20 protein-coding genes are annotated in these 19,901 nt (G+C 48.4%); 15 read left to right on the top strand and 5 right to left on the bottom strand.

Annotated features, from left to right (window positions below; translation table 11 throughout):
* Positions 1–31 precede the first annotated feature (31 nt).
* The 4 genes from ACYVFD_RS17750 to ACYVFD_RS17735 all read left to right on the top strand — a co-directional run bounded on the left by ACYVFD_RS17750 (position 32) and on the right by ACYVFD_RS17735 (position 3,619).
* Positions 32–766, top strand: a complete 735-nt coding sequence (locus ACYVFD_RS17750) for a LytR/AlgR family response regulator transcription factor (RefSeq protein ID WP_461091678.1) — start codon at positions 32–34, stop codon at positions 764–766.
* Between the two features lie 83 nt (positions 767–849).
* Positions 850–1,647: a DUF3298 and DUF4163 domain-containing protein gene (locus ACYVFD_RS17745; protein ID WP_461091676.1), complete on the top strand. Its 798-nt coding sequence runs from the start codon at positions 850–852 to the stop codon at positions 1,645–1,647.
* 143 nt (positions 1,648–1,790) lie between these two features.
* Positions 1,791–3,329: a hypothetical protein gene (locus ACYVFD_RS17740; protein ID WP_461091674.1), complete on the top strand. Its 1,539-nt coding sequence runs from the start codon at positions 1,791–1,793 to the stop codon at positions 3,327–3,329.
* Positions 3,326–3,619, top strand: coding sequence for a hypothetical protein (locus ACYVFD_RS17735; protein ID WP_461091672.1), 294 nt, complete (start codon positions 3,326–3,328; stop codon positions 3,617–3,619). Before ACYVFD_RS17740 ends, ACYVFD_RS17735 begins: the two co-directional genes overlap by 4 nt.
* Before the next feature lie 10 nt (positions 3,620–3,629).
* On the opposite strand, the gene ACYVFD_RS17730 is transcribed toward ACYVFD_RS17735, so the two are convergent.
* Together ACYVFD_RS17730 and ald are read right to left on the bottom strand one after the other, a co-directional pair.
* Complete coding sequence (locus ACYVFD_RS17730; RefSeq protein WP_461091670.1) at positions 3,630–4,112, bottom strand: group II truncated hemoglobin; 483 nt, start codon at positions 4,110–4,112, stop codon at positions 3,630–3,632.
* Positions 4,113–4,260: 148 nt separating this feature from the next.
* Positions 4,261–5,394 (bottom strand): alanine dehydrogenase, encoded by a 1,134-nt coding sequence (gene ald, locus ACYVFD_RS17725; RefSeq protein ID WP_461091668.1) that lies wholly within the window; start codon positions 5,392–5,394, stop codon positions 4,261–4,263.
* Positions 5,395–5,565: 171 nt separating this feature from the next.
* On the opposite strand from ald, the gene ACYVFD_RS17720 reads away from it, so the two are divergent.
* The 7 genes from ACYVFD_RS17720 to ACYVFD_RS17690 all read left to right on the top strand — a co-directional run bounded on the left by ACYVFD_RS17720 (position 5,566) and on the right by ACYVFD_RS17690 (position 12,302).
* Positions 5,566–6,027 carry an Lrp/AsnC family transcriptional regulator gene (locus ACYVFD_RS17720; RefSeq protein ID WP_461091666.1) on the top strand — a complete coding sequence of 154 codons (462 nt, stop codon included), beginning with the start codon at positions 5,566–5,568 and terminating at the stop codon, positions 6,025–6,027.
* Between the two features lie 90 nt (positions 6,028–6,117).
* A complete protein-coding gene (locus ACYVFD_RS17715; protein WP_461091665.1) occupies positions 6,118–6,834 on the top strand; it encodes a DsbA family oxidoreductase in 717 nt (238 codons plus the stop codon).
* Between the two features lie 177 nt (positions 6,835–7,011).
* On the top strand, positions 7,012–7,908 hold the full coding sequence (locus tag ACYVFD_RS17710) for a 3-keto-disaccharide hydrolase (RefSeq protein WP_461091664.1): 897 nt from the start codon (positions 7,012–7,014) through the stop codon (positions 7,906–7,908).
* Positions 7,909–8,002: 94 nt separating this feature from the next.
* Positions 8,003–9,169, top strand: a complete 1,167-nt coding sequence (locus ACYVFD_RS17705) for a DUF1624 domain-containing protein (RefSeq protein ID WP_461091663.1) — start codon at positions 8,003–8,005, stop codon at positions 9,167–9,169.
* 135 nt (positions 9,170–9,304) lie between these two features.
* Positions 9,305–10,060, top strand: coding sequence for an SDR family NAD(P)-dependent oxidoreductase (locus tag ACYVFD_RS17700; RefSeq protein WP_461091662.1), 756 nt, complete (start codon positions 9,305–9,307; stop codon positions 10,058–10,060).
* Positions 10,061–10,255: 195 nt separating this feature from the next.
* Positions 10,256–11,449: a sensor histidine kinase gene (locus tag ACYVFD_RS17695; RefSeq protein ID WP_461091661.1), complete on the top strand. Its 1,194-nt coding sequence runs from the start codon at positions 10,256–10,258 to the stop codon at positions 11,447–11,449.
* Between the two features lie 79 nt (positions 11,450–11,528).
* Positions 11,529–12,302 (top strand): LytR/AlgR family response regulator transcription factor, encoded by a 774-nt coding sequence (locus ACYVFD_RS17690; protein ID WP_461091660.1) that lies wholly within the window; start codon positions 11,529–11,531, stop codon positions 12,300–12,302.
* 306 nt (positions 12,303–12,608) lie between these two features.
* On the opposite strand, the gene ACYVFD_RS17685 is transcribed toward ACYVFD_RS17690, so the two are convergent.
* Together ACYVFD_RS17685 and ACYVFD_RS17680 are read right to left on the bottom strand one after the other, a co-directional pair.
* Positions 12,609–12,881, bottom strand: coding sequence for a hypothetical protein (locus ACYVFD_RS17685; RefSeq protein ID WP_461091658.1), 273 nt, complete (start codon positions 12,879–12,881; stop codon positions 12,609–12,611).
* Between the two features lie 26 nt (positions 12,882–12,907).
* Complete coding sequence (locus ACYVFD_RS17680; protein WP_461091656.1) at positions 12,908–13,111, bottom strand: hypothetical protein; 204 nt, start codon at positions 13,109–13,111, stop codon at positions 12,908–12,910.
* 212 nt (positions 13,112–13,323) lie between these two features.
* Between ACYVFD_RS17680 and ACYVFD_RS17675 the strand changes: the two genes are divergently transcribed.
* On the top strand, positions 13,324–13,665 hold the full coding sequence (locus tag ACYVFD_RS17675; protein WP_461091655.1) for a hypothetical protein: 342 nt from the start codon (positions 13,324–13,326) through the stop codon (positions 13,663–13,665).
* Between the two features lie 638 nt (positions 13,666–14,303).
* Here the strand turns inward: ACYVFD_RS17675 and ACYVFD_RS17670 are convergent.
* Positions 14,304–16,346, bottom strand: coding sequence for a tetratricopeptide repeat-containing sensor histidine kinase (locus ACYVFD_RS17670; protein ID WP_461091654.1), 2,043 nt, complete (start codon positions 16,344–16,346; stop codon positions 14,304–14,306).
* Positions 16,347–16,618: 272 nt separating this feature from the next.
* Between ACYVFD_RS17670 and ACYVFD_RS17665 the strand changes: the two genes are divergently transcribed.
* The 3 genes from ACYVFD_RS17665 to ACYVFD_RS17655 all read left to right on the top strand — a co-directional run bounded on the left by ACYVFD_RS17665 (position 16,619) and on the right by ACYVFD_RS17655 (position 19,893).
* Complete coding sequence (locus ACYVFD_RS17665; protein WP_461091653.1) at positions 16,619–17,731, top strand: alcohol dehydrogenase catalytic domain-containing protein; 1,113 nt, start codon at positions 16,619–16,621, stop codon at positions 17,729–17,731.
* Positions 17,728–18,531: an alpha/beta hydrolase gene (locus ACYVFD_RS17660; RefSeq protein ID WP_461091651.1), complete on the top strand. Its 804-nt coding sequence runs from the start codon at positions 17,728–17,730 to the stop codon at positions 18,529–18,531. The genes ACYVFD_RS17665 and ACYVFD_RS17660 overlap by 4 nt, the downstream gene beginning before the upstream one ends.
* Before the next feature lie 129 nt (positions 18,532–18,660).
* The gene (locus ACYVFD_RS17655) at positions 18,661–19,893 is read left to right on the top strand and encodes a DegT/DnrJ/EryC1/StrS family aminotransferase (RefSeq protein WP_461091649.1); all 1,233 of its coding nucleotides are present in this window, start codon (positions 18,661–18,663) and stop codon (positions 19,891–19,893) included.
* The last annotated feature ends 8 nt before the right edge of the window (positions 19,894–19,901 follow it).

Here is a 19,901-nt window from a genome sequence, read left to right as displayed (position 1 = left end):
CACCAAACTCCTCACTCCTACCCTCGAAACTATGAAAACCCTTATTATTGACGACGAACGCTTAGCCCGCAACGAACTCCGTAGGCTTCTCGAAAATTTCCCAAAAATTCAGGTGATCGGCGAGGCTGCCAACGCCGACGAAGCTTTGCCCATGATCGAAGAACTGGAACCCGAACTGCTGTTTCTGGATATTCAGATGCCCGGCAAAAATGGGTTTGAACTGCTTCAATCCATCGAAGGTAAAACCCCCGAAGTGATCTTCACGACAGCCTACGACGAGTACGCCATCAAAGCCTTCGAATTCAATGCCCTCGACTACCTGCTCAAACCAGTTGAGTTGTCCCGACTATCGGAAGCGATTCACCGGGTAGAAGAAGAACAGCATATTCCTGAGGCCTCGGGCCATACAATCGGAAGCTCAACTAAAATTTTGGGCGAAAACGATCAGGTGTTTGTCAAAGACGGCGAAAAATGCTGGTTCGTCAAACTGGGCAAAGTGCGGCTGTTCGAATCTATGGGTAACTACGTCCGCCTTTACTTCGACGATCAGAAGCCGCTGGTCCTCAAGTCGTTGAACGCCCTCGAAGATCGACTGAACCCAGCTACATTTTTCCGCGCCAACCGCAAGCACATTATCAATCTTCAATGGATTGAAAAGATCGAACCCTGGTTTAGTGGTGGCTTGCTGGTGACATTACGTGGGGGCGATAAAATCGAAATTAGCCGTCGGCAGGCTATTCGGTTTAAAGATTTGTTAAGTTTGTAATAGCGATTGATTGAACGTGAATGGCTTTTCGACAAACCAGGTACGGATTCACGACCGCTCCCTCGATTAGCCATTGACGCTTCATGAAGTTGATATATATAGCCTTTCTGGCGGCTTTAGCCAGTACGTTTGCTGCTTGCCACACCTCCCCAAGCGACCCTCCGGTCTTAAATCGTCAGCAATATACCCTAGGCGGCAACAACCCCTGCGACACGACGACAAATACGGGTGTTGATGTATCGGTGTCGTATATTCAATTAAAAGATGATACGGATGGTGCTCGTAAAATTAATGACAGCCTACGACTGCTGGCCGTAAACAGTGTGGTAAACTGGCTCGACAGTGCTACCATTGCCAGTCATCCCGACGTTCATAGCAATCTGGAAAAAGCCGCATCGCTTTTTGCTAAGGATTATGAAGTGATGCGAAAAGACATGGGTAGCCTTGGTGGTTGCTGGGAGTTGGAAACCCGAGCCGATACGATGCATGTTGGCCCTAAAGCGCTGACCGTTAAAGTTGAAACAACAGCGTATACAGGTGGAGCCCACCCAAACTCGAACCTCACCTTTTACACGTTTGATCGGGGAACGGGCCGGATACTCACCCTGAACGATATGATTGAGGACACAACTGCCCTGCTCGGTGTTCTGGAATCGGCCTTTAGGCAACAACAACACCTGTTACCCAAAACAAATCTGGAAGAACAGGGCTACTTTTTGCGGGAGGGTCGTTTTTTTCTGCCGGCCAATGTCGGAACCAGTCGCGTTGGGTTAGTCTTCTATTATAACCCTTATGAGATTGCTGCCTACGCTGTCGGCCCCATTCAGGTGACGGTGCCCTACGAAAAGCTAAACGGAATTTTGCGCGACGACTGGCAGTAGTCAATCACGCTGTGTAGAAGACCTATTAAACCATTTTTTAGGGTTCCGGCAAGTAAGTGAACGAACTGATTCCTGCCGTTATTCCGTAAGTTTGCCCTGTTTTACGGGTCATACCCACCGCTGGAGATTCGCTTCCGTTCTGTATGAGATCAAATTGGATTGGCCCAGTAGCCATTAGCAGCCTCCTGTTGCTCCTGTTTTTCTGTTTTAAAGTGATTCGGTTCCAGGCGTTGTATTACACCTACAACGATATGTACATCTTCCTACAGGCATCGTGTAGCTGGATGAACGGCCGGCCTATTCTGTACGAAAATATCTGGGGTTACGACGATCGAATCCATAACAATTATGCCATGTTGCTGTGGGGACCGCTTATTTATATATGGGGGGCCTATGGCGCTTTTGCCGTTCAATTTGGGCTGACATTACTTAGTTACACACTGCTCTTACGGCATCTGGCGATTCGACTGGCGAATTGGGCGGTATGGATGATACTGGCAGTACTCCTGCTGGGGCCGGTCTGGTTTTGGCTCTACGACCATCCCGACATCGGCTGGCATCCCGAATTGACGTATTTTCCACTATCGCTGTTGTTTCTGCTAGCCTTGCATTACGGACATAGAGGCTGGTTTTTCGTAACGGCTCTCCTACTGGTTTTGGTAAAGGAAGACGGGGCTTTACTGGCGGGTGCCATTCATCTGGCATTTCTGTGCCTTCAGTATCTGGTTTCCGACCGGCAGCGTTCTATTTTCGGAATTCTAACCAAATCCCGGTTTTGGATTGTACTCGGCAGTTGGGCATTGGTCTTTATTGCGGGGATGGCTTTTTTATCGTTTAAAAACCATGCTGCCGAACCTGAACCTCGTCTACAGCAAGCCCTTAATGCTATTCAGTCGGGCCTACATTCGCGCGAGTTCCTGAAAACAAATCTACTGCTACTCCTAAAAACCATGCTGCTGTTGGTAGCCCCGATTGGTTTATTAAAATACGGGCTGTATCGGTTGGGCTGGCCCCAGGCTGGTAGTGTTTTATTGGTGTATATCGTTGCGTTACTGGCGCTTCTACTATCAAATTGGGTGCAGGGAGCGACCTATTACGGGTCCAATGCACTATTTGATCTGGTATCCCTAACCTGGCCTCCCCGCTTTATGCTGGTCTATGCCTTTTCAACGGTGTATGCCATTGTGTTCTGGCTATTGTACAAAGCCGACCTCCCCCCCGTTACTAGCTGGCAACCACTGATCATTGGCGGGTTACTAGTTGTTCTTCAGTTACCGATTGTTCAGTACGCTCGTCCGGATTTTCGGTTAGCCCCGATTCTATACTATAGCTTGACGCACCGTTTCGACCCTCAAAAAGAGCAACTGCTTCCAAAGTCGGATGTAGCTGTTGTCGAGAAACTGGCGCATACCATTCCATCGCATTCCAACGTATTTATCTTCGATTACCTGATTCCCTTTTTCCACAAACATTACAACATCTGGCCAACTAAAAATCAGTGGGAAAATGCCGATCTGGCCATTATTCCTAACAATGACTTTCAGAAATTGGGCAAGCTTCTGCCAACGGTGATGAAACGCCCTTACAAACCCGTTCGGCTGAGTACGTACACGATCTATGTGACGCCCGCGTATGAGACATACGTCAACGAAGCACTGACCACTAATTCCAACTCAAAATGACCTTCGATCAATTTTCAGCAACCCTCACCCAGCCACAGCCCCCAACGGATTTGCATCCAGTATTGCAGGGCCTTTGGTACGACGCCAACGATAATTGGGAACGCGCGCATGAAATCGCCCAAAGTCGTGAAGGCACCCAACCATACGACCGCCTGCATGCGTACCTTCACCGGAAAGAAGGCGACCGGTTCAACGCCAATTACTGGTATCGACGGGCTGGCGCTTCATTCTTCTCGGGTTCACTGGACGACGAGTGGACGGCATTAGTTAAGCAAATGCTGGCCGTATAGAATCAGCTGATCAGGGAAGGTACGGTCCGCCGGTTTCGCCCCAGCCCCAGGTCGGCATAGGCGCATCTACCGGTTCATTCACTGATTCAGCCTTTGAGTTGATGACCGCCAGCCGGGAGCCCCATTCCAGATACCCAACCAAGGCCGACCGAAACTCGGGATCGTCGGGCATACCAATCGAATCGGCCGTATCCAGGATCAATTCAATCCAGCGTCGGCGCTGGGCTTCGGTCAGGTATCGGCCCAAATGCTTGTGAATCATCTGGTAATGGCTGCCTTCTTCAGTGCTGTATTGAGCAGGGCCACGAAACACTTCGGCAATAAAATGGGCCACATGCCGGGAGTGCTCAGGCGCCATGTTTCGAAACACCGGTTCGAGGACTGAATCCTGCCGAACGCGCTGGTAAAACAAATGAGTCCAGGCTTCAAAGTTTTCCATACCACCCACCCATTCGTATAAAGTTGGGACAGGGGCTTTCGGTTGAGTTTCCATACAGAATTTTCTATTTGTTGTCCGTGCGTAGTAGTCGAACGTAGCGGATGTTTTAGCATCATGCCGTCGACCTACGAACAGCAAACTAATAAAAAAAGGCCACACTCCGAAGAGTGCGGCCTGCGTCTGTCGATGAATAAGTAATATCTTAATGTGTTAGTTCTTCTTCAGTAAGGATCGAGTTCACATCGGTCATAGGCAGCCCGAAGGCATCCGCTACACCTTTGTATACCACTTTACCTTCTACCACGTTTAGCCCCAGTTTGAGATCCGCATTGTCGCGGCAGGCTTGTTGCCAGCCTTTATCGGCCAGTTGAAGGGCATACGGTAAGGTTGCATTGGTCAGTGCTACCGTGCTTGTGTACGGAACAGCGCCCGGCATATTCGCCACGCAGTAATGTACAACGCCGTCGATCACATAAGTCGGATTTTCGTGCGTAGTGGGGTGACAGGTTTCTATACATCCGCCCTGGTCAACAGCTACATCCACCAGCACCGTACCTGGCCGCATTTGCTTCAGCATTTCGCGGGTAATCAGGTGTGGCGCTTTCGCACCTGGAATCAGAACGGCGCCAACAATCAGATCACAGACTTTAATCATCTCCCGAATGTTGTATTCGTTCGACATCATCGTCTGCACGTTTGGCGGCATAATGTCTGACAGATACCGTAGTCGGGGCAGACTTACATCCATAATGGTTACGTGTGCGCCCAGACCAGCCGCCATTTTAGCCGCTTGTGTTCCTACAATACCGCCACCCAGAATCAAGACGTTGGCAGGTTTTACGCCCGGTACGCCACCGAGCAGGATTCCCCGGCCTTTCATGGGTTTTTCGAGGTATTTAGCGCCTTCCTGAATCGCCATACGACCCGCTACTTCCGACATAGGAACCAGCAGAGGAAGGCTACGGTCAGGACGCTCAACGGTTTCGTAGGCCAGACAAACCGCCCCTTTTGCCAGCATTGCCTGAGTCAGCTCTTCTGACGACGCAAAGTGGAAGTAGGTAAACAGCAGTTGATTTTCCTTGATCAGGTCATACTCAGGAGCAATTGGCTCTTTAACCTTCATGATCATCTCAGCCACACCGTACACCTCTTCGATGGTCGGCAACATGATCGCTCCAGCCGCTATGTATTCCTCATCGTTAAAACCACTACCCTCGCCCGCATTTACCTGTACATAAACGGTATGTCCATGCTTACGGAGTTCAGTAACACCAGCAGGAGTGAGCGCAACGCGATTCTCGTTGTTTTTGATTTCTTTAGGAACACCAATGACCATAGCGGCTTAACGACTGTTTGTTGTACTTCGATAGAGCAAAGGTAAAGGGGCTGTAAATGTTTTCTATGAGTTTCTATTTATTCAGGAAATCAGGCATTACTTTTAACAACGAGTAGAAAATATTCCTATTTAGAAAATAAATCAGGAAGTGTACCCGTAAAAATTCCGCTTATGGCTATTGTGGATGCGACCGACCGGAAAATTCTGGACTTACTGCAACAGGATGCTCACCTGACCATTCAGGATATTGGCCGGAAGATCAATCTCTCCAAAACCCCCGTTCACGAACGCATCAAACGGCTCGAACGCGAAGGGGTCATTGAACGCTATGTAACGCTGGTCGACAAAAAGAAACTGGGCAATTCACTGATGGTCTATTGTCAGGTTACCCTTGATCGGCAAACCCGCGATGCCTTTACAGCTTTTGAAGTCGATGTGCGTGAACTGCCCGAAGTGCTCGAATGCAATCGGGTCTCGGGCACGTTCGATTACCTGATCAAAATTATCAGCCAGGACATGGATACGTATAACCATTTCTATCAGGAGAAATTATCGGTCATTCCGGGCACACTGCACATTAGTAGTTTTTTTGTGATGTCGGAGATCAAAAACTCGACTGTAGTCCCCATTTGACTACTTGACCCTACCAGGCAGAAATTAACACTTTCAGGAAGGAATTCGGGTTTACTGGTGTTCTGAGACCATACCAGAATACCCCACGATATGGAAATTGAAATTTGGAGTGATGTCATGTGTCCGTTCTGCTACATCGGCAAACGGAAATTTGAAGCCGGTTTGGCACAGTTTGGCCATAAAGAGGACGTAAAGGTCGTCTGGAAAAGTTTTCAACTCAATCCGGGTCTAAAAACCGATCCCAGTAAAAATGTCAATCAATACCTGGCCGACATTAAAGGCTGGAGCCTTCAGCAAGCCGAGCAGATGAACGATCGGGTGACCGACATGGCTCGCGAAGTTGGTCTGGAGTATCATTTCGACAAGGCTATTGTTGCTAACTCCTGGGATGCTCACCGACTGGTTCAGTTAGCGAAGAAACATGGCCTGGGCGACGCGGCCGAAGAGCGCCTGTTTCGGGCGTATTTTACGGAAGGGAAAAATACGTCGGATCATACAACCCTGATCGAATTGGGAACCGACATTGGTCTGGATGCGTCGGAGGTTCGTGATATGTTAAACTCAAAGGCGTTTACGGATGAAGTAAGCCACGACCTATACGAAGCGCAGCAACTGGGCATCCGTGGCGTTCCATTTTTTGTCCTGAATCGGAAATATGCTGTTTCTGGGGCACAAGCTCCTGAAACCTTTCTGGGTGCCCTGGAAACAGCCTGGGCCGAGTGGGACCAGCAGCAACCCAAACTCACCGAAGTAGCGGGCAGTGAAGCAACCTGCACACCCGAAGAAGGATGCGTGCTACCTGAATAGTTGATTAAACACGGAGGCACGGAGAACACAGAGAAATTTGCTTAAAAACTCTGTGATCTCCGTGCCTCCGTGTTTAAACCCATTTAGAGTAGGAGAAAATTGATGTTTTGGCCTTTTAAGAGGGGTTATCAGTCGTGTACATTCACTTACATTTCTTGAAACAGGGAACAGCTACTTATGAAACAAACTTTATTCACTTTAACCGGCCTGTTTATCACGATTGTAACCTTTGCGCAACCAGCGGCAAAACGGGAGGAATGGGTTCGGATTTTCAACGGCAAAGACCTCACCGGCTGGGACATTAAGATTGCCGGACAGCCGTTGAACGACAATTATAAAAATACCTTTCGCGTCGAAAATGGCATGCTGCGGGTCATGTACGACCAGTACCAAACCTTCGATGGTAAATACGGCCATATCTACTACAATAAACCCTATTCGTATTACCGCATTCGCTTCTCCTACCGGTTCCTGGGAAAACAAACTCCCGGTGGCGATCCCTGGAACGTGCGAAACAGTGGTATCATGCTCCATTCTCAACCAGCAGAGAGTTTATCGCTCAATCAGACATTTCCGGTATCGCTGGAAATGCAGTTGCTTGGCGGTCTGGGCGATGGTCCACGTCATACGGGCAATCTCTGCACACCCGGTACGCAGGTCTATATGAGTGGGAAACTTCGGCCGGAGCATTGTACAGACTCCGACTCCAAAACGTACGACGGCGATCGCTGGATAACAGCCGAAGCTATTGTATTAGGTGACTCAATCGTACATCACATCATCGAAGGCGATACGGTACTAACCTACGAACGAACACAGGTCGGCGGAGGATTTGTCAGCAAAGACCATGACTGGGATGCCGGGCGATTCGGAAGCCCTGCCGCTAAACACTGGATGAGCCTGGCCAATACGCCCCTTAGTGAAGGATTCATTGCGTTACAGGCCGAGAGCCACGCCATCGATTTTCGAACTATCGAAGTACTTGAGCTGAAAGGCTGTACCGATCCCAAAGCGCTCAACTACAAATCCTATTTTGTCAAGTCAGATAATAGGTTGTGCCGATATAAAAAATGATGTTTTTGTCTGTTTCAAGTTGGCAAACGCATTAACTCATCTTGCGTCCGCAAACTTGAAACATGAAACCTGAAACAATCCTAACCGTTCTTGAATGAAACGAATCGCTACAATTGATGTAACGCGCGGTTTAGTGATGGTCATTATGGCGCTGGATCATGTTCGGGATCTGCTCCACATGCCAGCCTTGGCCCAGAACCCAACCGACCTGACTACGACTACACCCGCTATTTTCATGACGCGCTGGATCACCCATCTATGTGCGCCTACCTTTGTTTTTTTGTCGGGTACGTCGGCTTACTTATCGCTTAAAAGACGGAAAGCCGATGAACAAGCCAGTGCTCTCCGGTTTTTACGAAGCCGAGGGGCCGTTTTACTTCTTCTTGAACTAACGGTCATCAACTTCGCCTTCTGGTTCGATATTCACTTCCAGTCACTAATGTTACAGGTGATTTATGCCATCGGTTTCGGGTTGATCATGCTGTCGTTTCTGGCAAAACTCCCCGCCCGAACGGTTGGCATTATCGGGCTCGTCATTATACTTGGCCATAATATCCTGCAACTTGTTCCCACTTTTACGAATCCGGCGGCCCGATTACTCTGGGCGTTATTCTTCCGAACCGATTTTTTTCCGGTAAGCCCCACTTTTGCGCTATTAGCGGCCTATCCGGTCATTCCCTGGCTGGGAATCATGCTGGTCGGTTTTGCCTGTGGACAGTTGATGGAACGACCTATTCAGGAACGTAAACTACTCCTTCTACGCATGGGGCTCGGCGCGCTGGTCTTATTTATCGTCCTGCGTTTTCTCAACCTTTACGGCGATCCGGCACCCTGGTCGTCCCAGAAAGACGCGTTGTTTACGTTCTTTTCCTTCATCAACGTTACAAAGTATCCTCCATCGCTACTCTATGATCTGGTAACACTCGGCCTGATGCTGGTATTTCTGTCGACCATTGACGGAGCTAATACGGCGTTGACCCGATGGTTGGCCGTATACGGCAAGGTGCCGATGTTTTATTACATCCTGCACTGGTATCTGGTCCATCTTTCCATGATTGGAATGGCTTTATTACAAGGGTATTCGCTGGCCGATCTGCCATCAGGGCCTATGAACTTTGGCCGTCCCAGTGGGGCAGGCATTTCGCTGGGGCCTGTTTATCTGGTCTGGATTGGTATTGTACTGTTTCTGTATCCACTATGCCGCTGGTATGGTCGATACAAATCGGAGCATCCTGAAATCGGCTGGCTTCGTTATATCTGAGGAAGCAGGACAGATTAAGTTACGATTAAAATAGTCTTTGTTGGCTGGTCTGTCCAGTATTCCTACGCTTGAATTTGATTTCCTGGTAAACGTCTAGTAGAATCGCGATCATAGTATCCTAAATCCACGAATAGCATGTCAGATCGGTTTATAAAACAGGTGGCCATCGTTACAGGAGGAGCCGATGGCATTGGAAAAGGTATAGCCAAACGGCTGGCTTCGGAGGGCGCTACTATCGCCCTGTTCGATATCAATCACGTAACGCTCGAACGCACTGTAGCCGAATTTGCCAAGCAAGGGCATAGAGTGTCGGGGCATGTGGTCGATGTGTCGCAGGAGAGTTCGGTTGAAAAAGCAGTTCAGGCCGTCGAAGAGTCTTTCGGGCGATTAGATATTATGGTCAATTCGGCGGGTATTGTGGGACCTACCAACACTAAGATCACCGATTTTTCAGTGGCCGATTATGACCGAGTGTACCATACTAACCTGCGAGGGGCGTTTCTGATGACCAAATTCGCCCTAAAGGCAATGGAAAAAGCCAACTACGGTCGAATTTTACACCTGGCTTCCATTGCCGGAAAAGAAGGCAACCCTTATATGACAGGCTATTCATCGATGAAAGCGGGTGTAATTGGCCTGGTAAAGGGAATCGGAAAAGAATATGCCGAGACGGGTATTACGGTCAATGGTATTGCGCCTGCTGTTATCAAAACGGCCTTAAACAACGATACAGCGCCAGAACAGCTTGCCTACATGACCGCCAAAATTCCCATGAAACGCCTGGGTACGGTCGATGAAGTGGCTGCGCTGGCAGCCTGGATAGTATCTGAAGAAGCCAGCTTCACGACCGGATTCATCTATGATTTGTCGGGTGGGCGGGCAACCTACTGATCAGCAGGAAGGCGTTTTGACCGCTTCCGAGCTTATCTTATCCTGATTTTAAGCATGGATTAACCAGTTTTTAATAAAGTACACCCTACTCACCAACCCAATTGGGTCACTCGCCTACCTGAAATTGGCATTCCGCCGGTTTCTTTTTTGTCGGCTGATCAGAATTAGTAGCTTTGTTTATAAACCAACTAAGCTATGACCTACCGTCTGACGAATTCGCAAAAGTGGCAGCTCGCCTTCAGCGTGTTCGTTATCTATTGGCCTATCCGAATGTATGCCAATGGAGCAAGCTTCAATTGGATCTTTTCGGCGCGCCAAATGCCCTTCTGGGCACTCGAATTCCTCGTGTCGGTCCTGTTCTTCTACGCCTGGATTACGGTAACCGAATGGCTACAGCAACGCGTTTTCCGGAATTTCGGCGAAGGCTTTCTGATTGAGTTCAAGATTCCGGCCCAGATCGCCACCTTACTTATCGCTTGCGCTTTAGCCGTGGGATTCAACAGTGCTTTTGCCATATTATGGCATAATCTGGACGATGTTATGGAACAGCGGTTTGGTGTATCACGCGATCCCGACCCTCGCCAGCAACGTCTCCCAACGCCCCCTCGCTCACCTGAAGAACGGCAACGAATTCGGGAACGGCGTCAGCGTACTAATAACTCGCTGATGGTGATGGCCATGCTTTCGGCCTTTTATCTGTCAGCCAACCGGCGCGCTTTTCGAAGACTGGAAGATGTACAGCTTCGGGCCGAGCGTCTGGAGAAAGAGAACGTACAGGCCCAGTTTGCCGCCTTGAAAAGCCAGGTTAATCCTCACTTTTTGTTCAATAGTCTGAGCATTCTGTCGTCGCTGGTACATGCCGATGCCGACCTGTCGGAGAAATTCATCGACCAGTTGTCACGGGCGTATCGGTATATACTGGAGCAAAAAGATAACGAACGTGTTTTATTGAAGACCGAGCTGGAATTTATCCAGGCGTATCGTTTTTTGCTTAATATCCGCTTCGAAAACAAATTCGACGTGTTTATCGATGTACCCGAGTGGTCACAGAGCCGATACAGCATTGCGCCACTCACGCTGCAATTGCTGGTCGAAAACGCAGTGAAACACAATCGAATGTCAACCAAAGAACCGCTCCGGGTGCATATTTTGCTCGATGGCGATTATCTGGTGGTCAGCAATAACTTACAACCCCGCCCGAAATCAGAACATTCGACCGGTGTTGGCTTAGAGAATATCATTACCCGCTATGCTCTACTGACCGACCAGTCGGTTTGGGTTGGCGAGAGTAATGGGGATTTTGTCGTAAAAATACCGCTTCTGGTCAGTGAAAAAGTTTTAGTGAGCGAGGTAGAAAAAGATCGAAAGAGCGAAAGAGTGAAAGAGTGAAAAAGCGTCGCTACGACAATTTTCACTCTTCCATCCCTTTACTCTCGCACTCTTTCACGCTTTCGCTCTTTCGCTCTTTATGAACGTAGTTATTATTGAAGATGAGAGCCTGACCGCTAAACGGCTCGAAAGTCTACTCCAAAAATACGATCCAACGATAACCGTACTGGCCAAGCTTCCTTCTGTAGCCGATGCAGTAGCCTGGTTTGATGAGTCACATCCGCCTGTCGAACTGGTTTTTATGGATATTCACCTCGAAGATGATCTGGGATTCCGCATTTTCGAGCAAACGTCGCTGACTACACCCGTTATTTTCACCACGGCCTACGACGAATACATGATCCAGGCGTTTAAAGTCAATAGCATCGACTATCTGCTCAAGCCCATCAACTACAATGAGCTGGTAGCGGCTGTTGAGAAGTTCAAGGCTTTAAAAAAACAGTTTGGTCAGGCCAGTTCTGCTCCCGACATCGAAACCCTGCTCGATCTGATCGGTAGATCGCGGCAGACAGAGTATAAGGATCGGTTTATGATTACTGTGGGTACTAAGATTCGCAGCATCGAAACCACTGAAATCGCCTATTTTTTTCTGGAGGAGAAAGTGGTGTTTCTGGTCACGAAAGATGGGTTGACCTTACCTGTCGACTATAGCCTGGATAAGCTTACTCAACTGCTCAATCCACGTCAGTTTTTCCGCATCAGCCGTCAGTTTCTGATATCGCTGCCTGCCATCCAGAATATCCATACGTTTTCGGCTGGCAAACTCAAACTCGATTTGCAACCTAGATCCCGTCAGGAAGTCTTCGTCAGTGGCGACCGCATGACTGAATTCAAAGAGTGGCTGGGCAAATAGACTTGCGCCTTCCGAAGAATCAATCACAAATAGAGAAAGCCCGGTTGGCAGGCCGGGCTTCATACCAGAGTCACTCCGGCTCTAGTGGGAGAAAAGAAGGTTTTTCATTTTTTCACTGAACAACAAAGGTATAGTAAGTCTATAGGTACAGCAATGGGCGTTTCCCCGTACTTTAACCCGTCTTTTCCCCGTTGTCATTAAGTAAATTTATATACCTGCCAGTCATCGCAAATGAGTATTTTTCCTCTCTACGTGCAGATGGTGGCAGAAAAGAATCGATTTTGGCTACAGAAAATTGGCTCTTCACTACTGAATCAAAGACTGAGGAGTAGCGATTGGTTGATAGTCTTTCCAGTGACCGCTTATTCGGGTTAGGCGTTGAAAGGCGTCCCGACGCCCAGCTACATCTGGTCCATCGAAGCGCTTATAGGTTACCCAGTCTACAAAAGCTGTATTTGTTTCCTGCTCCAGAAACCCGCCTGTTGACTGCTGTTGCCCATCCAGTTCGGGCACATAAATTACTGTCAGTGTCACCGACTGTAATGCGCCTTTGGGGTAGAACGTCCAGGTTAGTTTCATAATAGTCTCAATAAGGCGCTATCTCCTTACGCTTCGTCATAGGCGACAACATCCTGGACAGTGCGTTTTTTGCAGGTAGAACAATCGTATTGACGGGGATGTTTGACCAGATCCTGAAAATGTCGAATGGCTTCAACGGCTGTAAATTGAACCCGATCAATACCTACCCATTCCCTTAACGTACCACATCTTCGGCATTTAGTTTCATATTGGTAGGTTAGCTTTTCCATATTCTTCAGTTCAATATATATACTTGCAAGTTAGTCTAATTTCATTTGTTACTATATATAATAAATTATTCCATATATGTTAATAGATTATTCTGGCAGTAGTCTGCTCGGTATATGTCAAATTTCGGGTAGTAGCCTTCATATGTATGATATTTTTACCCTAAAAAGCGTTTATATCATAATCCCATTGGGTAGTAAACAACGTTATAGATATGAACGCATCCTTAATCATCAACAATCTCCTTTACCCCTGGCCATCTCCAGGACATACCTGCTACACACGACCTGCTAGTTCAACAGGCTCACTTTGGAAAGGCTATGGCGGCTGGTTATTTCGAATTTGTACGTTTGCTCTTCTGAAAAGAGATCCCAATCGAAAAACGCATCGCATCCGAAAAGCCTGCTACGCCATGCGGGTCGATGAAAACACGTATTTGAGTCAACCTATGGTCTCCCGACGCATTCGCTCCCGTAATCCATTCTGGCACTGGGATCGAATTGACGAAACCCTGCATATTGATTCAATTGGTCGATGGCCGCAACGGGCGGCTTAAATTTACTGCTATCGCTCAGTTTACGAGTGGCATCGATAGTAGTAAAAATTTCATCATATGGCGTTTTGTATATTTATCACTAGTACCCGTCAAATGCCCAATCCAGCTTCCGCTACGCTTACCTTCAAACGTCGTTGTCCACAATGTCACTCCACAAAATTGTACCGTGTTCATCGGGAAGGGTGGCTTCGATGGGTGCCTTTCACCAAACTCTACTCATGCCAACGGTGTCGGACGCGCTTTTTCACCTTATCTCTCTCTACAACTTCCTCAAAGTCAGAAGCTGACTGATTATTCCGAATAATCAATTCACTCAAATTTAATTCAGTTTAGTTACGTCCATTACCTATCTTGCTCTGGTCTGTCGTAACTTAACTAATCATGCCCATTCGCCTGTTTCTACTGGGATTATTCGGGTTTGCTTTTTATACACTGTTTATAAGGCGTAAACTTGCTTTAAATAAGTCTTGCCCCCGTTGTCGTAATCGATACACCGATCGCACAACTCGCCCTCGCTGGCTTAAAAAGAACTTTGGCTTCCTGCCCCTCAAAGCCTACCATTGCAATAACTGCAACCATTATTTCTACCTGGCTAATTGAGTCTTTTCAAGTAGTCTCAAACGATTGCCCCTATCTACTCAGGCGGGAACGTCAATACGGATGCTGGTTCCATGGCTGGGCGCACTTTGCAGCCTATAAACTCCTTGTAATGTCTCTACGCGAGTGGTGATGTTACGCATCCCGATTCCATTAGTTTGTGATTCAGGTGAAAAACCTACACCATTGTCCCGTACGGTTAAACTAATTTTCTTCGCGTGTTGATCCAGGTCGATAACCACCTGGTTAGCGTGCGAATGCTTGATACTGTTATTGACCAGTTCGAGGGCAATGTAGTATAATTCCGATTCGATTTTGGCGGTCGGCCGTTTACCAGTGCCCTTGATATTCAGCAGAAACTGCATACTGGGATTGAAATTGAGCTTATCGATCAACTTCTGTAAAGCAGAAGCTAGCCCATGCGTTTGTAATTCGGTGGGCAACAGGTTATGTGAAATCAGCCGGACATCCGAATACACATCTTCGAGCATCCTGACCATACCCTCGTGCATGACCCGATCTTCCTCACTATATTCCGACACGTCCCAGGCTTCCATACGCCAGCGCAAAGCCGCTAGTTTGGTATTTAAGTTATCGTGCAACTCGGAGGCTACCCGTTTTCGCTCGATATACTGTCCTTTAAACAAGGCGTCCTCAATCTCCTGGTTCTTAACGACCAGTTCCTCATTTTTAGCCTTCAGTTTCCGATTCGACCAGAAGATCAGTCCGGCCAGGAGCGTAGTCAGCACCGATATGGCAATCAGAAAATTACGAGCCTGAGTAAGTTTTTCATTGGCTAGTGTTTGCAGGTTTAGTTGTGCCTGTTGGCGTTGCTTATCAAAGGTGTAATTTAGGGCCGAAGCCGTAGCTTTTTGAACAGATTCTTTGTTGAGCAGCGAATCGGAATCGAATTTGTATTTTTTGTAGTGAAACAAGGCATTATCTATCTGACCTACTCCTTCGTACGCCTGTGCCAGAATCGAATGGTACTCAGCCGTTTCGGCTAGTAATGGCGGATCAGATTCGTCGGCCCATTTCAGCCCTTCGGATGCATAAGCGATGGCCTTACGATACTGATGCTGAGCCAGGTAAATCTTCCCATAGTTGATCTGAACCAGGTGATCCAAAAAATCCTCCGACTCGGTCACATCCTGAAACATCTTATCACCCAGTTGGGTATAGGATAAGGCTTTATCAAACTGTTTCTGTTTAATGTACACCCTACCCATTCGGAGGTACGTCTTAGGTAGCCAGTAGGCGGCATGGGTCGCTTTATGGATCGCTACGGCTTTTGCCAGGACAGCTAGGGCGGCCTCATAATGGCCTTGTTTTTCCAATATTTCAGCCCGTTGGTTCAACAGAAAAGCTTCCAGAACTTTATCATTCCGCTTTTTAGCGACTCGTTCGGCTTCATCAAATATTGTCAAGGCTTCCTGATACAGCCCCAGAGCCGCATATGAAACGCCCAGATTTGGTAAGGTCGAACGAAGTGCCGCCAGATCGTTCGCTTCTTCCTGAAGTTGGCGGGCTTTCAGAAAAAATTCAATGGCCTTGCTGAAACTTCCACTCCGGGCAAAAAACTGCGCTTTTTCACCATACACGGTGCCTTGCCACGACTTCTCCCCCAACTGACTAAAAATAGCACCCGCTTTATCGAAAAGAGGCATAATTTCCCGCTGTCGGGTCAGGTTGGTTTCCAATAGTTGTGCTTTGCGGATGTAGGCCAACGCTTCCATGTGCCGGTCCTTCAGTTTGGCCGCTATCTGCAGAACGGTATCTACCTGGGCAAACCCCTCGTCGAAATCAACCATTCGGTCAGCCTCGATGCGAACCAATTGCAATCGGGCTCTGCCTTCGCCCGGTAAAAACGCAAGTTGTTTAGCCAGCTTTTCCGACTGGGTACAGTATACAATCGCCAGCGAGTCATTCCCACCAAGCCAGTAGGCATGTCCCAGATCATACAAAAGCCTTACCCGAAGGGTATCTGGTCGGGCGGTTCGAAGTAGCTTTTGTAAGGAATCAATCGATTGGGCCTGAAGGTGTAGCGTAAACCCCAGAAAAAAGAGAAGTAAACGGTTCGTCACGACGGTCTGAATAGCCAGGTTGAAGGAAAGGTCTGTGGATGTTTCTTTTATAATGAACTCCCATGCCGGTGTGGCAACAATTTACTGATAAAGCCTCAATAAATAATGAGCGTTTCGGCAATGGATAAGGTCTAAGGAAAGTCGATTCATTCAATGATGTGGATTTCTAACCAAAATGGTTTCCAAAGGCAGTAATATCGAGTATAGACATTCTTTTCTGTGCATAGATCCAGGTTAAAAATGCTCCAATTTACTACCCAATTTTTAGTCTTATGACCGACTGCAAAGCCGCCATTGCTGATGGAAACGGCAGCTACTCCATCGAAACCATTTCTATTGCCGATCCGCAGGGCGATGAAGTACTTGTCAAAATTAAAGCGGCCGGTATCTGCCACACCGACTGGGATTCTCAATCGTGGGCGAAACCCCTGGTTATGGGTCACGAAGGGGCCGGTATCGTCGTTAAAACGGGCAGTCAGGTACGTGGATTACAACCCGGCGACCCGGTCATGCTGAACTGGGCAATTCCCTGCTACGAATGTTTTCAATGTCAGGAAGGCAATCAGCATATTTGCGAACGCAATTCGGCCGTAACGGCGGGCAATAAAGTGAGCGGTGGTCATGCCACGCTGGCATCTACGCTGTACAATGGCGTACCGATTGAGCGGGCATTTGGATTAGGTACGATGGCCGAGTATGCGCTGGTTCGGGAAGCTGCCTGTGTCAAAATTCAGGTCGATATGCCCTTTTCCTCCGCAGCGATTGTCGGCTGTGGTGTCATGACGGGTTATGGATCGGTAGTCAATGCCGCTCGGGTAAAACCTGGTCGGTCGGTGGTGGTACTGGGTACCGGGGGCGTTGGCCTCAATGTGATTCAGGGAGCCCGTATTGCCGGAGCAAACCCAATCATTGCCGTCGATGTGAATCCCTTACGACTGGAAATGGCACGGTTCTATGGTGCTACCGATACGGTCTTAGCCGCTAAAGACGATATAGGATTGATACAGGCAGCATCGCAGGTCAAAGCCATGACCAATGGGCGCGGGGCCGACTATGCCTTCGAGTGTACGGCCATTCCGGCTTTAGGGGCTGCGCCCTTAGCGATGGTTCGTAATGCAGGTGTCGCTGTGCAGGTGAGTGGCATTGAGCAGGAAATCAGCATCGACATGAATCTGTTTGAGTGGGATAAACTATACATTAATCCCCTCTATGGCAAATGCCGCCCTCAGATCGACTTCCCCATTTTGCAGCATTTGTACGCCAAAGGTGAGTTACTGCTCGACCAGATGGTCAGCCGAACTTATCCATTAACCGATCTAGATCAGGCTTTTGCCGATATGCATGCGGGTAAAAATGCCAAAGGCGTTATTGTATTTGAGGGATGAGCTGTTTTTTCACCACCGAACGTGCCGAACTCGCCGGTTTGCAGTTAATTACAGTCAAAAGCAACGCACTAAAACGACGAGCCGACCTGACTGTTTTTCAGCCGAAAGGAACTGAAAATAGCATCGATCTTCCGGTTGTCATTCTGCTGCATGGCGTGTATGGCAGTCACTGGGCCTGGGTAGCTAAAGGGGACGTTCTTCAAACCACCCAGACGTTGATCGATAGCGGAGCCATAAAACCCATGTTGCTGGTGATGCCATCCGACGGACTTTTTGGTGATGGGTCGGGCTATGTACCGCATCGACATGAAAACTACGAAGCCTGGATTATCGAGGATGTAATTGGCGTCGTTAGGGAGCAGTTTACGTGTGTAAGTCCTGCGTCTCAGTGGTTCATTACGGGATTGTCGATGGGTGGTTATGGCGCGCTTCGGCTGGGCGCTAAGTATCTGCATCTGTTTAGCGCCTTCAGCGGCCTGTCGTCCATTACTCATTTTACGCAACTGAGCCAGTTTGTCCAGGATTTTGCGGCCCTACAGGCTGAAGTGATCGAGCAGGACAGCGTTCTGGACTGGATGCTGAAACATAAAGACGACCTCCCTCCTTTCCGGTTCGACTGTGGACTAGAGGACAATTTACTAGCTCCGAACCGTGAATTACACCAGCACCTACTTGCCCAGCGGATTCCCCACACCTATGAAGAGTTTACGGGCGGGCATTCCTGGGAATATTGGCAGGAACATATTGGCCAAACATTACGCTTTTTTAATCAGTATATTTTTGAAAGAGCGAAAGAGTGAAAGAGCAAATTGCTGCCGCACACTTTACATCGCTCTTTCACTCATTCACTCTTTCAAAAATCCTCCTCACGAATAGTCAGAAATAGACATCCCGGCGTATTATAACTGAAGTGTTCTGCCCAATACGCTATGAATAAACCCGGATCAATTCCAGCATTGGCCATCAATAACGGTGAAAAGACCATCACCAAAACGTTTCCCTGGCCAATCTATACCGAAGAGGATGTACAGGCCGTGGCCGAAATAGTTCGGTCGGGGCAATGGGGAAATCCCGATTGTTCTGGAGCCGTAGCGGAGTTCGAACAGCAGTTTGCCGCGTACTGTGGCACTAAATACGCCATCGCTTGCGTAAACGGATCGGTATCGCTGCGACTGGCGCTGATGGCTTGTGGCGTACGTCCGGGCGATGAGGTGATTGTTCCGCCGTATACGTTCATTGCCACCGCTTCGGTAGTGCTGGAGGTAAATTGCGTACCGGTTTTTGTGGATATACACCCCGACACGTATAACCTCAACCCAGCCACCATTGAAGCCGCCATTACCGAACGAACGAAAGCCATCATCCCTGTTCATTTTGCCGGCCTTCCCTGCGATATGGATGCGATTCTGGACATTGCCCGTCGGCATAATCTGCGGGTCATTGAAGATGCCGCCCACGCACATGGTGCCGAATACAAAGGTCGGAAATTAGGCTCCATCGGCGACGCGGGAAGTTTTAGTTTTCAGTCGTCTAAAAATCTGACATCGGGTGAAGGGGGAATGGTAATTACCAACGACGATGCCCTGTACGAAACCATGAACTCCCTGCGCAATGTAGGCCGACTTCCAACAGGTCAGTGGTACGACCATTTTAATCCAGGTTGTAATTACCGCATTACCCAGTTGCAGGCGGTTCTACTAATCGAACAACTCAAGCGACTGGAAGAACAAACCCAACTCCGCAACGAAAACGGCCTTTATCTCGACAATCTGCTGGCCAATATAGAGGGGATTACGCCATTGAGTCGAGGCTCGGTCGATATACTTCATTCGTATCATCTCTACATTTTCCGGTACGACAAATCGAAATTTAATCAGACGTCTAAACAACAATTTGTAGCCATGCTGGCGGCTGAGGGGCTTCCCTGTTCGTCGGGTTACCCGCATCCGTTATACAAACAGCCGGTTTTTCAGAACAAGAACTGGATGTGCTATGCTATCCCCGATTCGGTCGATTATTCGCAGGTGAACTGCCCGGTTGCCGAGCGGGCCTGTTCGGATGAAGCCGTCTGGATTTTTCAGCAGGCCATGCTCGGTACGCAGAGCGACATGGAGTCCTTTGCCGAAGTCATCCGCAACGTTCAGCGTGCTGTCAACGCCTAACCTAATTT

This window comes from Spirosoma gilvum, from assembly GCF_054776815.1.
The sequence above is the reverse complement of the archived record's forward strand: the minus strand, read 5'-3'. Positions and strand labels throughout refer to the sequence as shown.